Origin of the sequence: uncultured Lamprocystis sp. (genome assembly GCF_903933125.1) — a bacterium.
GTDB lineage: Bacteria > Pseudomonadota > Gammaproteobacteria > Chromatiales > Chromatiaceae > Thiodictyon.
Genome location: NZ_CAIZIZ010000361.1, coordinates 1 through 13,946 on the forward strand (window position 1 = coordinate 1; position 13,946 = coordinate 13,946).

Below are 13,946 nucleotides of genomic sequence, written 5' to 3' on the forward strand. Positions count from 1 at the left end.
CTATACGAGCCTGGCCGTGGCGCCGGACCTGCCGCAGCGCCGGCCGGAGGCGATCCGGCGCCTGCTGCGGTCACTCGATCGGGCCATCGGCTGGATGCGCCTGCACCCGCGCGAGGCCATGCAGGTCGCGACGACCGAACTGAACGTCGAAGACGCGGTCGTGGAAGAGACCTGGCAGCGGCTTGGATTCAATCTGGCCGTCGACCAGGGGTTCGTCATGCTCCTGCAGTCCGAGGCCCAGTGGGCCATCGCCAGCGGGCTCGCTCCCGGTCGGACGGTGCCCGATTTCACCGCCATGATCGACCCCTCCATCCTGGCGCGGCTGCGCCCGGGGTCCGTCACCATCACCCGGCAACCATGAACCTGCGCACCCGTGTCCGCCTGCTCGTTCTGGTGTCAACAATGATCGCGCTGTGGTTGCTCGGTGTCTTTTTCGCCGCCTACCGGGAGAGGACCCGCGCCGAGCAGGAGTTGGCGCTGAGCGAGCCCCTGACCGTTGCGACCTCCGTATTGCGCACGGTGATCTTCGGGCATCTGCTGTCCCCGCAAACGCAACCCCAATCCCAGGTCGAGGCGCAATTCAAGCTCCTCGCCGACCTGCTGGAGCCGGGGGCCCAGTTCAGCGCCGCGTCTGACGCACCGGATGCGGATACCCGCTATGCCTGGGACGGCGCCGGGCGCATGGTGAGCGAGCTGCTGGCACTCCTCGCCGACCTGAACGCCGCCGAGACTGACCCGCCCCGCAGTGCGCGCGACCGGCAGACCACCGAGCGGATCCTGATGGACAGCCATGCACTGAGCCTGTTCGTCAACCAGATTCGCGATCACGCCCTCGATGGTATTTTTCAGGCGAGCAGGCGGGAGAAGCGCGCCTTGGGCCTGCTGCTGGCGGGGCTGGCGGTGATTGGGCTGGGACTGCTCCTCCTGCTGGAGCGGGGCCTGTTGTTGCCGATCGGCCGGTTGCGCCACGCCGTGTTACAGATCGGCGGCGGCACCACGGCGTTGCGCCTCAAGACGCACCGCCGGGACGAATTGGGCCAACTGGCCAACGCCTTCGACCACCTGCTGGACCAGATCCACGCGACCACGGTCTCGCGCGACCGACTGGCGGTCGAGGTGGACGAACGCGCGCGAGTCGAGCGTGCCCTGCAGGAGAGCCAGGACTGGCTGCACCTGGCGATGCAGACCAGCCGCTCTTTCGCATTCGCGTGGGAACCGCAGGAAGGCGACCGGGTGTGGCGCAGCACGACCTGCGCGGCCATCCTGGGCCTCGCCGACGAGACGGCGGAGCACGATACCGGACAGGGCTGGTTTCAGCGGGTGGTGCCCGCGGACCGCGCGCGCTTCATCGCCCTGCTGGAGTCATTGCGGCCGGGTCAGGACCGCTATCGCACCGAGTACCGCGTCACCCGCGGTGACGGCGAGACCGTCGTCCTGGAAGAGACCGCACAGGGCTTCTTCGACGCGCAGGGCCGGTTGCAGCGCCTGGTCGGGGCGGCCGCCGACATCACCGAGCGGCGGGCAGCCGAGGAGGCACTGCAAAAGAACCGGGACTTATTGAACGCGATGGGCCGGATGGCCAGGGTTGGCGGCTGGGAGGTCGACCTGGTAACAGGTCAACAGGTGTGGACGGAGGCCATCTACGACATCCACGAACTGGACTATGCCTATACGCCAACGGTAGAGAAAGGCATCGCCTTCTATGCCCCCGAGTCACGCCCGATCATTACCGAGGCGGTGCGGCGCGCGATCGACCTGGATGAACCCTATGACCTGGAGTTGAAGATCGTCACCGCCAAGGGCCGTCGCCGCTGGGTCCACACCATCGGTCGGGCCGTCCGGGAGGGCAGCCGGACCATTGCACTCTCCGGGACCTTCCAGGACATCACCGAGCGCAAACAAACAGAGCTGGAACTCGATCGGCAGCGGACCATCCTGCAACAGGCGGAGCATCTGGCGCGGATCGGGGCCTGGGAGTGGGAGATCGCGCCGGACCGGCTGCACTTGTCCGCGGAGTTTCTCCGCGTGCATGGAGTGCAGGGGGCCGTACCGCTGACCCTCGATGAACTCTTGCCGCTGGCCCATCCGCAGGACCTGGATGCGGTGCAGCGGGCCTTTCAGGACGCGCTCGACGGCAAGCAGCCCTACGACCTTGAACACCGGATCATCCGCCGGGACGATGGCAGCATCCGCGTTGTTCATGCCAAGGCCGAGGTGAGTCGCAACGCGCGGGGCGAGCCGGTCAAGATGATCGGTGTCTCCCAAGACATCACCGAGCGGACGCAGGCGGCGGAGGCCCTGCGGCAGAGCGAAGAACGATTCCGAACCCTGGCCGAGGCCGTGCCGCAAATCGTCTGGATGACCAGACCAGACGGTTGGAACATCTATTTCAATCAGCACTGGGTGGATTACACCGGCCGGTCGCTGCAAGAGAGTTATGGCGACGGCTGGGCTATCCCCTTCCATCCCGATGACCGGCAGCGCGCCTGGGACGCCTGGCAGCATGCCGTCCAAACCGATGGCGCCTACGCGCTCGAATGTCGGCTGCGCCGCGCCGACGGCGTCTACCGCTGGTGGCTGGTCCGCGGCGTGTCGCTGCACGATGCCGAGGGCCAAGTCATCAATTGGTTCGGCACCTGCACCGACATCCAGGACCTCAAGGAGTCCGAGGCACAGTTGGAACGCAGCGCGCACTACGACGCGCTGACCGGACTACCCAACCGCGTGCTGCTGGCCGATCGCCTCCACCAGGCGATGGTTCAGGCGCAACGGCATGGGCGCCCAGTGGCCGTGGTCCTGCTCGACCTCGATGGCTTCAAGGCCATCAATGACCAGCACGGGCATGACACCGGGGATCAGTTCCTGATCGCCGCGGCGGCCCACCTGCAGCAAACGCTGCGCGCGGGCGACACCTTCGCCCGTCTGGGCGGTGATGAATTCGTCGCGGTGCTGCCGGACTTGGCCGACACCCAGGTCAGCGTGCCGCTGCTCACCCGTCTGCTCGAGGGCGCGGCCCAGCCGATTGCGGCCGGCGACCTAGTGCTCCAGGTGTCGGCCAGTCTCGGCGTCACCTTCTATCCGCAGGCGCAGGACATCAATGCGGAGCAACTGCTGCGCCAGGCCGATCAGGCGATGTATCAGGCCAAGCTCGCCGGCAAGAATTGCTACCACGTTTTCGACGCCGAGCACGATCGCGCCCTGCGTGGTCATCACGAGGGCCTGGAGCGTATCCGCCGTGCCCTGGTCGCCCATGAATTCGTGCTGTACTACCAGCCCAAGGTGAATATGCGCACGGGGGCGATCATCGGTGCCGAGGCCCTGATCCGTTGGCAACACCCGCGACGGGGCCTCCTGCCGCCGGCGGCGTTCCTGCCGGTGATCGAGGATCATCCGCTGGCCATCGCGATCGGCGAGTGGGTCATCGACACCGCCTTGACCCAGATGGAGTGCTGGCAGGCCGCCGGGCGGGAGCTCCCGGTCAGCGTCAATGTGGGGGCCCGTCAGTTACAGCAGGCGAACTTCGTCGAACGCCTGCGCGCAATCCTGGCGGCGCATCCAAAGGTCCGACCGGGCGATCTGGAACTGGAGGTGCTGGAGACCAGCGCGTTGGAACTGGCCGGGGCCTCCCGGGTCCTCGACGCCTGCCGGGGGTTCGGGGTCCTGTTTGCCCTGGATGACTTTGGCACGGGTTTTTCATCGCTCACCTATCTGCGACGCCTGCCGGTCGACCAGCTCAAGATCGACCAGAGCTTCGTGCGCGACATGCTCGAGGACCCGGATGACCTGGCCATTATCGAGGCTGTACTCGGCCTGGCCAGCGCCTTCCACCGTCAAGTCATCGCCGAAGGGGTGGAGACCGTCGCCCAAGGCGAACTGCTGTTGCGGCTTGGCTGCGAACTGGCGCAGGGCTACGCCATTGCCCGCCCCATGCCGGCCGCCGACCTCCCGGGCTGGTCGGCCGCCTGGCACCCCGATCCGGCCTGGGTCGACCTGCCGGCGGTGAGCCGCGACGATCTGCCGCTGCTCTTTGCGGTTCGGTGGGGCCATGTTTAACGACAGAAATCGCCTGAGCTCAAACCACCGCCTCCGGCACATCCGCCGAACGCTCCGCCGCGGCGCCGTGCATCAGGATGTTGAGCATCCGCATGGTGGCCGCGATGGCGGCGAAGACCTGGTTGGCGTGGACGCCGCGGGTCTTGATGCTGCCGCGCTCGGTGTCCCAGGTGATGATGCACTCGGTCAGCGCATCGGCGCGCCCGCCCTTGGGGATGCGCACTTCATAATCCTTGAGTTCCGGCAGTGTGATCCCGTGCCGCTTGAGCGGCTTGGTCAGGGCATTGATGAAGGCATCGAAGGCGCCGTTGCCGCTCCCCGCCGCGTTCACCACCTCATCACCCAGACAGATCTTGATGCTGGCCGTGGACTCCAACTCCAGGCTCGATGAGACATTGCAGGCCAGCAACTGCGCGTGGTTGTAATCCTTGCTGTCCAGCACCTCGGCGATGATGAAGGGCAGGTCCTCGGTGGTGATGGTCTTCTTGGAATCGCCCAACTCGACGATGCGGGCCAGCACCCGACGCTGGTTCTCCTCGGAGAGACTGATATCCAGGCGCTCCAGGTTCTTGGCCAGGGACGCCTTGCCCGCGAGCTTGCCCAGGGCGTATTTGCGCCGCCGGGCGAAGCGCTCCGGCGAGAGCCGGGTGTGGTAGAGACTGCCCTTCTTGTCCCCGTCGGCGTGAATGCCCGCGGTCTGGGTGAAGACGTCGGCGCCAACGATCGGCGCGTTGTCGGCGACGCGTTTGCCGGAGAAATACTCCACCAGTTCGCTCACCCGCGCCAGATGGGTCTCGTCGATCCCGATCTCGAACCCGAGCTGATCGCGCAGATTGACGGCGACCTCGGCTAGCGAGGCATTGCCGGCCCGCTCGCCCAGGCAATTCACGGTGCAGTGCACGGCCGCGACGCCCGCCTGGGCGGCGGCCAGGCAATTGGCGGTGCCCAGCCCATAGTCGTTATGGGGGTGAAAATCGAACAGTAGCCCCGGAAAACGCAGCATCATGTCGCTCATGGCGCAGAAGACCCGCTCCGGCGTCATCACCCCCAGGGTGTCGGGGAGCATGAAGTGCGCGATGCCCACGTCCGCCAGCCGCTCGACCAGCTCATAGACATAGGCCGGTTTGTCCTGGTAGCCATTGGACCAGTCTTCCAGGTAGCAGTTGACCTTGAGCCCCCGCGCCAGCGCCAGACCGACCGTCTCGCGCACGTCCGCGGCGTGCGTGTCCAGCGTCTTGCCAAGTTGGCCCACGCAGTGTTTCTCGCTGCCCTTGGCCAGCAGATTGAGCACCCGTCCGCCCGCCCGCGCGATCCAGTCCACGCTGCGCCCGCCATCGACAAAACCCAGCACTTCCACCCGCTCGGCCAGCCCGCGGCGCGCCGCCCAGTCGACAATGTTGGCGACCGCGTCCAGCTCACCAGGGGAGACCCGGGCCGAGGCGACCTCAATGCGGTCCACCCGCACCAGATCCAACAGAACCTTGGCGATGTTGGTCTTCTCGTCCGGGGAAAAAGACACCCCCTGAGTCTGTTCGCCGTCACGCAGCGTGGTATCCATGATGCGGACAGTACGAGGGGATTCGGTCATGCGGGGTCTCGTGGATTCAGGGACAGACGGGGCAAACAACACAAGGACACTGCCGCGACGCCTTGATTCAGTTAGAATCAGGGCGCAACGACAGGCTCGGGGAGGTCGAATGATACCATCCAGGACGCAGGGCGGGCGCGCGGATGCCGGCCGTTCGCACGCCGGCAGGGCGCGGGCCGAGCGCGCGACACCCGCGGCGACTGTCATGATCACCCGTGTCTCCGATCGCCAACCGCAACGAAGTGACCCCCGATGTATCGCTGGATTCACCAGGAAAAGGCACGCTACTACCAGGCACACCTGATCCGCAACCTGTTCGGCGACTGGACCTTGATCACGGTCTGGGGCAGCCTGGGATCGCACTGCGGCCGGATGTACAGCGCCGGTGTGCAGTCCTATGAGGCGGGCCTGGCCCGCCTTGAGGCGATCAGCAAGCGCCGCCGCCAGCGTGGTTACCTGCTCGTCGATGGGTCCTGAGCCCAGGGTCTCATCGCGAAAGCGGCGGCATCGCGCGCGACGCGCTGCGATCCGGCGCCTGGGCGATCAATCATTGACCGGAGCGGCTAACCGATTGGCCAGTCAGGGTTGCACCCGTCTTGGGCACAGGCTATCCACAGAAACGGTCACAGTGACTGTGGAAGGTCCGCGCGACAGCTGCGACACGGCGCAACCGGGGTGATCAATCGGTGACCGGCCCCGCTAACCCACTGACCCATCAGGGTTCAACCCGGCTTGAGCACAGGCTATCCACAACGACGCTCACAGTGACTGTGGAACGTCCGGGCGGCAGCAGGCTGATGGTGGATGCGCTGCGCTTATCCACCCTACGAAACGGACTCCACTGTAGGGTGGATAAGGCGCGCCGCTCGGTGTCAGGGACAACACGGCGGTCGCGCGCGCCGCATCCACCAGGGTTTGCGCGATGCCGCCCGAATGTGGAATTGCTGTCCGCGCGGGCGGATGCGCTGTTAGTCCGTTTTGCAGGAACACAATCAATGCCATCACACGTTCAAGACCGACTCGCCGCGATCATCACTGAGATCGACCACACCGGACAGGCCGATGTCCTGCGCCTCACGGTGCTCAAGAAATGGTTCGAATACCACCCCAAACGCCTGCGCGCCTTCGGGCTCTGGGTCGCGGAGCGTGCTGCCGCCCGCGGCGAAGGGGCCGAGGGAGAGGCCGCGGAGTTGTTCGCGACGGCGCGCACCCTGCTGACTGAGCGCCCCCTGTCCGAGCCGCGACCCGGCTGGACTGCCGCCGAGACACTGCACCGTCGTCTTGCGGCCTTCCAGAACACCGTGCAATACATTCGCGGAACGCCGGTGCGGATCATCCGGAACCGGAATCTGCTCCTGGTTGAAGAAGGTCTCGCCTTGTACCTGGGGCAGCGGACCAGGCCGACTGACGGCTACCGGTTGGCGGCCGATGATTGTGAGCACTATGACTCTCGCTACGGCACCAATCTGAATGGACCAGCACGAGAGAGAGTGGCCGCTCTGCTCGGTTTCGTTGCGACGGTCGAGGCGCAGGAGGGACAAGAGACCTGAGATTTCAAGCCCGCGAGTCGCCGCGCAACAGGGGAATCCGCTTCATGTGTCCGACCAGGATCGCGCGCGTGGCGCGGTCATAACCAAACTCGGCACTGGTCGCGCTCCAGGTGCTGACGACCCGATCCACCGCGGTGCGCACGCGCTCGGCGATCCACGCCGGATCGACGCCGATCTTGCGGGCCATCCGCTGAAAGGATTCAAAAGTCACATCCTCCCAGCGTTTTGACTTAGCGAGATTGAGTGCCAGGGTATCGTCAGCCTTATAGGGGATGGTCGCGACCTGATCGTAGGCCGGTGACAACACCGCCCGAACGCCATCCGGATAGAGCAAGGTCCAGTTCTTGTGGTGGGCATCGCCATTACCGGAGGCGACCATGAAAACGAGGCGCAGCAGGAATGCCGCCAACCCTTCCTCCCCGGCCAGTGACCAGATCACCCTGGCCAAGGTCTCGTAATTGAATTTCTTGTATTTCTCCTCTGGATAAAGCCCGAGGATCTGCGCAAAGTCCTCCATATGGACGCGGCTGCCATCGGCGCGGCGATCGAAACGCCGAACCGCCAGCGCACGGCGTTCGTGAAAGGCTCCGACCGCTTCGGGTAAACCCGTGATGTCCGCCACATCGACCGGTTCCAACTCGGGGATCGGGATTCCGCAGGCCTCGGCCCACCGCATGGTCGCATATTCATTTTCCGGCACCCGCGGGTAACGGCTGTCCGGGAGCTTGACGATCCAGTCGCCGCCCCGCCCACTGACCGGAATCGTGAGGCCACGCTCGCCGCGGCGGGCGGAGAATTTCAGTTGCACCCCCGCCAACGAGAAATGCCAGGAATCGCCGTCCGCTTCGCCCGGCGCCTCGTCAAGCGGCTCCATCTCTTCGGGATCACTCGCCGACGGATCAGCGACGATCCGCACCGCGCCCGGCAGATCCTCTCCCAAATGCCGCAGTAGGAAAAATTCGCGGGAGGCGAGGACGCCGGCGCGTTGCGCGACCAGCGCGCGTAAGGGTCCTTCCGGCAGGAGGTTGGAAAACCACGACGGGACTTTCGAGCGTGTGCGCTGCACCTGATCCAGGTCATCAAGAAATGCCTGGCCCAGCACGGGCCTCGGGTAGGCCTGTTTGTAGGATTCGAGCAGCCGGAATGCGCAGCCGTCGCTGCGCTCCCGGCTCAGGGTGCCGACCGGCAGATCGTTCAACAGCACACGCAGCAATGCAGCCACTCAGAGGTTCTCATCATCGACCACCAAGGCCGCCAGCGCGGGTCGGTCCGGCTCGTTCCAGCGCGCATGACGGGCGAAGAATCGCTCGAAGTGATCACGCAGGAACCCGGCTCGCGCCGTGAAAAAGCCATCCGTATCACCCCGCCGCAGGGCCTCGATCCCGTCCTCAGAAATACCGTGCGAAGCCAGCACGACGGGGTCCACCACGTCGATCAGAAGTCGTCGCAGGCGCGGGCGTTTAGGGTGAAGGAGCCGGTTCACGACCGACTGCACGAGCAAGCCCCGGCTGCTCGCCGCCACCACGGGCATCGAGAACGCCCGATCTCCCGGGCCAGTGAGCAGATCCAGGCTGATCGGCGCTCCGCTTTGCAAGTCCCGCGGTTTGAGATCCAGCAGGGCCAGGGTCTGTAACTTGCTAGCGGCATGACGGAAATTGAAGGGGCTTGTCGGCTCGGGCAAGACCGGGGGCCGGGCCTCGATCATCGCCAGCAGCCGCTGGACGGAAGTATCTTCGCTGTCTGAAACACTGCGCTCGATGCTCGCACGCGTGGAGACCGTATTGCCCTGGTGAGCGCCATTCAGCGCCCCACGCCAGACCCAACGTGCCAACAGATCGCGCGAGCGCGGCCGGGGATGCGGATGGTGCTGGAAGAATTTACCTAACAAAACGAAGGGCTGCTTATAGGGCAGCAGCGCGTAGCGCGGGATACCGACGTCGGCCTTCAGGAACTGGATCACGCGCTCGGCGGTTTGCGCCGTCTCGCGATAAGCGGCCAAGGCGTCCGCCGCGGACAGACGCAGGGGTCCGTCGTTCGTCCGTTCGATCACGTCGACGCCGCGTAAGACCCGCAAGAGCCGGTAAAGCAGCGTCTCTTCAACAGGGCCGAAGTTGAACGCCTCCAGATCAGCGACAATCTGCACCATGGTCGCGGGACTGGCCTGACCGCGTGCACCGTGCAGGGCATCGAAGACCTCGGTCTGTTTCAGTCGCCTGCCGGTCGCGTTGGTCCGTCCGAAGATCTCGCGCAGCGTCTCTTCACGCGTGGCGCGAACGAGATAGGCGGAAATTTCGTATTCCCGGACACGCTGACCGAGAGTGAAAGTGCGCTCGCGCCGAATCGGGTGCTTGGCGACATGCGCGAAGACCCACTGCATCAAGCGTTCGGAGTCCGCCACCGCGGTCATTGGCAGCCAACGGGAGGGGTCCTCGGCACGGTTACGCGGCGGTCGGACAAAGGTGCTCTGGTCGAGATCGAAATAGAGCGCGAACGCATCCGCGTCGGGCTCCGGAGCCAACAGCACCCGCGCGAGCGAGACGAGCCGCTGTTGACCATCTACGACCCAAAGCGCGTCACTGCGGGCCTCCGCGCTGATACGCAGCGCGCCGAACAGCAGCTCCGCCGGCTCCGCGCTGGCCTCCCAAAACAACAGGGTGCCGACCGGATAGCCGCGATAGAGGCTATCGAAAAACTTCGCGGCATCTGTCCACTTCCATTTGATGCCGCGTTGAAAAGGGGGGATGCGGATGCGCCCACGACGCAGATCGGGCAGCAGATCCTCAACCTTGAACGCGCGCGCTTCAGGGCGGCGTTCCAGTGGTTCGGGGTCTTGGCGGTCTTCCGTCATAGCGGACATCCATGGCGAATGTGACCCGACTATAGCGGATGCCCGACCAGCCCGCACCTTTGGTAACGACGCGGTGCGAGGGGTATCGTCGCGGGGGCCTCGATCAAGATTCCGGCCACTTGGGCTCGCCGGGTGCGTAGTCAGGCCATCCTGGCCTGACACCGTCAGGGCTGGAAGCCCTGACACGCATACCGCTGGCCGGGATGACGATCAAGGCCGTCGCGGGTATCCTAAACTCGATGACGACAACGACAACGACCGAGGCGCCAAAGGCGTTCCCTAGTGCCGGGTCCCTGAAACCGAGCGGCGCGCCTTATTTCTCGCGTGGATAGGGCCAGGCCATGATGCCGCCTTCCATGACCTTGACGTTGCGCCAGCCATGGGCCTGAAGGATGGCGGCACCCTCGTAGCCGCGCAGTGAGATCTTGCAGTAGAGAATGATCTCCTTGTCTTTGTCCTGCGGCAGTTCGTTGAGCCGCGCGCGCAGTGCACCGAGCGGGATCAGGGTCTCGCCGATGCCGAGCCGCAGTTCCTCGAACTCAGTCGGACCGCGGGTGTCGAGGATGAAGCAATCGGCCCCCTGATCCACGCGCTGTTTGACCTCGCGGGCGGACAGCCCCTTCATCCGACCCGCGAGCTTGTTCTCCATCACCTGCGCCGCGACGATGACGTGGTCCAAGGCGAGTGAGTACGGCGGGGCATAGGGCAGATCGGCATTGACCAGGTCGGTGACCGTCAATTGGCCGCGCAGCGCCATGGCCACGGTTGCCACGCGCTTACTGGCGTCGCCGGGGCCGATGCACTGGAAGCCCAGGACCCGGCCCGACGTGCGGTCAGCCACCAGTTTGCTGATCAACAGCTTGCCGCTCATATAGCCGGGGATGTCGAGCCCGGCGATGGTCGCGGTCTCGATGTCATAGCCGAGATCCCGCGCCCGCTGCGCCGAGAGACCGGTGAAGCCGACCGTGTAGTCGAAAATCTTGCAGATGCCGGTCTTGGTGATCCCTGGGAAGCGGGCGCTGCCCTCCTGAATCACGTTCTGGCCGGCCACCCGTCCCTGCAGATTCGCGATGTCGCCATAGGGCGCGCGCAGCTTGGCACCGGTGATCAGTGAGGTGCACTCGACACAGTCGCCGACCGCATAGACCAGCGGATCCGAGGTCTGCATGTAGTCGTTGACGGCGATGCCGCCGGTCTCCCCGAGGACGATTCCAGCCGCCTCGGCGAGGCTGACGTTGGGCCTGACCCCCACGGATACGACGGCGACCTCGCAGGGCAGTTCGGTGCCGTTGTCCAGTTTGACCCCGGTCAGGCGTCCGTCCTCACCGAGAAACTCGGCCACGCCGTTGCCGACGATGATGTCCGGACCATTGGCGCGGATGTGGTTCTCCACCAGCTTGGCCAAATCCGGGTCCAGAAAGGGCAGAATCTGGCGCGTCTTCTCGATGACCGTGGTATGAATCCCGGCCAGCCGCAGGGCCTCGCAGACTTCGAAACCGATCAGGCCGCCGCCGACCACGACTGCCTTGGCCGCTTTCTTGTCGTCGCGCACCGCCCGCAGAAAATCGGCATCGGCCAGCGAATGCAGCGTGGTGACACCCTGGAGTTCAATCCCCGGCACCGGCGGACGCAGCGGCTTGGCACCGGTGGCGATCACCAGGCGGTCATAGGCGATGGTCTGTTGATCGCCGGTGGGCAGGTGGCGATAGGTCACGGTCTGTTCGGCGCGGTCGATCGCGATGGCCTCGGTCTCAACCAGCGCATTGATGCGCTTGGCCTTCTCGAAGAAATTGGGATCCCGCACGATACCGGCCGGCGTGCAGATCAGCAGGTTGCGGTCATCGAAGGTACCGCCGACATAGTAGGGAAAGCCACAGGAAGCCATCGACAGGTCGGGTTCGCGCTGGATCAGCGTGATCTCGGCGAACTCATCCATCCGACGCGCTTTGGCGGCAGCCTTGGGGCCGGCGGCGGAGCCGCCGATGACGACGATGCGTAAAGGGTGTGACGACATCAAAAAGTCCTCGGATAATGCAAAACAGGCAAGCAGAGTCAGCGGATTCTCGGCTGATCAATGACGGTGGTCCGGCGCTCGGGACGCGGGACAGTGCCGCTCCCACAGCCTGTCAGTCTGTCCCGAGAACGCCCGACGGACGATGCGTATCCGCAACCCAGGTTCATTTTCCGCCCCAACTGGGGCAAGATGTGGCCTGAACCAGTTCTGAGATCCGAGCCGATGAGCCAAGACGTCCCTTTCTGGGAAACCACACCCCTGCACGAAATGACCGCGGAGCAGTGGGAATCACTGTGCGACGGGTGCGCCAAGTGCTGCCTGGAGAAGTTCGAGGAGGAAGAGACCGGGCACATCGTCTACTCGCGCGTCGCCTGTCAACTGCTCGACCTGGACACCTGCCGCTGCGGAGACTATCCAAACCGCTCCAGTCAGGTGTCGGACTGCGTCAGACTGGTGCCCGCGGAGCTGAACCCACCCACCTGGCTGCCCGAGACCTGTGCCTATCGGCGGATTGCCGAGGGGCGGCCCCTGCCCCGCTGGCATCCATTGCTCACCGGCGATCCAGGCTCGGTCGCGGCCGCCGGCCACAGTGTCCGCGGCCGCGTCATCGCGCCATCAAAAGACGAAGACCCGCTGATGAACCTCATCGATTGGATCAAGTAGAGTTTCAACCATGCCGCAGAACCGCATCCGCGATTGCTCCACCCTGACCCATCGGCTTGCTCTGGCGGCCATCCTTCTGACTCTTGCGATCGGGGCCTTGCCTACCCTGGCGGCCACACCCTGGGCCGAGATCACCACGCCCAGCCCGGGACCAACGCGGGTCATCGGCGGTGCATCCAACGGCTGTGTGGGCGGTGCCGACATCCTTCCCGAGTCGGGACCGGGTTTTGTCAGCGTGCGGCGCTACCGCAACCGCTACTACGGGCACCCGACCCTGTTGCGCATGGTCGCCGACCTGGGCCAAGCAGCGACGCGCAAACACGGCGGTCTGGTGATGATCGGTGATCTCAGCCAACCGCGCGGCGGCCGGATGGCCTCCTCGCATCGCAGCCATCAAAATGGTCTGGATGTGGATGTCTGGTTCACCCTGGCGCCCTCGCCGGACGGGGCACGCCGGGTGATGGACAATCAGCCCGATCCGCGGAGCATGGTCCAACCCGGCGGGTTGGAAACGAGCAGCGCCTGGGGCGAACCCCAGCGCTTCCTGCTGGAGACGGCCGCCCGCCATCCGGCGGTGGACCGCATCTTCGTCAACCCCGGCATCAAACGCGCACTCTGCCGCGAGGTGCAAGGCGAACGGGCCTGGCTGCGTAAGATCAGACCCTGGTGGGGTCACGACGCGCACTTTCATCTGCGCATCCGCTGCCCGACCGACAGTCCGCAGTGCGATTCTCAGGGGGCGCTGCCCGCGGGTGACGGCTGCGGGGCCGATCTCGCCTGGTGGTTCAGCGAAGACGCGCGCAAACCCTCAAAGAAAAAGGCGGAGCCTGCGGTCGAACCGGCCATCCCGAAGGGCTGTATGGCGCTGCTGCGTGATTAGGGACGCTGTAGGCGTCTCGGTCGTTGTCGTTGTCGTTGTCGTTGTCGTAATCGTACGGTCCCGTCCGTGACGATTGAAGCCTTTCCAACGCTTGGCGGCCCTGCACGCCCAGGCGACGGACCAAATCCGAACCGGATCGATACCGGGCTGCCCATGCCGGTCTCGATCCGGCCGGCCTCGGGGCGTTCCGCAATGGAGGTCGAGGCTTTACCCTCGACTTTGGCCATTTCAGGCCGTCGAGGCCAGTTGATCCAGCAAGCGTTCCCAGTCCCGCTGGGAAATAACGAGGGCGTCCGGGTCTGCGGTTGAGTTGACGAAATTCGCCGCCGCCCAACTGGTGCGGCGCACCA

General features: G+C 65.2%; 9 protein-coding genes and 1 pseudogene. 6 read left to right on the forward strand and 4 right to left on the reverse strand.

Annotated elements, in window-relative coordinates; all coding sequences use genetic code 11:
• Both QZY03_RS18675 and QZY03_RS18680 read left to right on the forward strand, forming a co-directional pair.
• A pseudogene (locus tag QZY03_RS18675) lies at positions 1-361 on the forward strand (ABC transporter substrate-binding protein); the annotation flags it as partial.
• Complete coding sequence (locus tag QZY03_RS18680) at positions 358-4,053, forward strand: EAL domain-containing protein (RefSeq protein ID WP_295583668.1); 3,696 nt, start codon at positions 358-360, stop codon at positions 4,051-4,053. The pseudogene QZY03_RS18675 and the gene QZY03_RS18680, both read left to right, overlap by 4 nt.
• Positions 4,054-4,072: 19 nt before the next feature.
• On the opposite strand, the gene QZY03_RS18685 is transcribed toward QZY03_RS18680, so the two are convergent.
• On the reverse strand, positions 4,073-5,641 hold the full coding sequence (locus tag QZY03_RS18685; protein WP_295583669.1) for an alpha-isopropylmalate synthase regulatory domain-containing protein: 1,569 nt from the start codon (positions 5,639-5,641) through the stop codon (positions 4,073-4,075).
• A 252-nt stretch (positions 5,642-5,893) separates the two neighbouring features.
• Here QZY03_RS18685 and QZY03_RS18690 point away from each other — a divergent pair, with 252 nt between their 5' ends.
• Complete coding sequence (locus QZY03_RS18690; RefSeq protein WP_295583670.1) at positions 5,894-6,118, forward strand: WGR domain-containing protein; 225 nt, start codon at positions 5,894-5,896, stop codon at positions 6,116-6,118.
• Between the two features lie 518 nt (positions 6,119-6,636).
• The gene (locus tag QZY03_RS18695; protein ID WP_295583671.1) at positions 6,637-7,191 is read left to right on the forward strand and encodes a hypothetical protein; all 555 of its coding nucleotides are present in this window, start codon (positions 6,637-6,639) and stop codon (positions 7,189-7,191) included.
• 4 nt (positions 7,192-7,195) lie between these two features.
• Here the strand turns inward: QZY03_RS18695 and QZY03_RS18700 are convergent, their stop codons facing one another.
• The 3 genes from QZY03_RS18700 to QZY03_RS18710 form a co-directional block, all read right to left on the reverse strand.
• Positions 7,196-8,413 (reverse strand): type II toxin-antitoxin system HipA family toxin, encoded by a 1,218-nt coding sequence (locus QZY03_RS18700; RefSeq protein WP_295583672.1) that lies wholly within the window; start codon positions 8,411-8,413, stop codon positions 7,196-7,198.
• Entirely contained in the window at positions 8,414-10,039 is a 1,626-nt protein-coding gene (locus QZY03_RS18705) for a DUF262 domain-containing protein (RefSeq protein WP_295583673.1), read from the reverse strand.
• 313 nt (positions 10,040-10,352) lie between these two features.
• Complete coding sequence (locus QZY03_RS18710; RefSeq protein WP_295583674.1) at positions 10,353-12,053, reverse strand: FAD-dependent oxidoreductase; 1,701 nt, start codon at positions 12,051-12,053, stop codon at positions 10,353-10,355.
• 222 nt (positions 12,054-12,275) lie between these two features.
• Between QZY03_RS18710 and QZY03_RS18715 the strand changes: the two genes are divergently transcribed.
• A complete protein-coding gene (locus QZY03_RS18715) occupies positions 12,276-12,716 on the forward strand; it encodes a YcgN family cysteine cluster protein (protein WP_295583675.1) in 441 nt (146 codons plus the stop codon).
• A 10-nt stretch (positions 12,717-12,726) separates the two neighbouring features.
• Positions 12,727-13,596, forward strand: a complete 870-nt coding sequence (mepA, locus tag QZY03_RS18720) for a penicillin-insensitive murein endopeptidase (protein WP_295583676.1) — start codon at positions 12,727-12,729, stop codon at positions 13,594-13,596.
• The last annotated feature ends 350 nt before the right edge of the window (positions 13,597-13,946 follow it).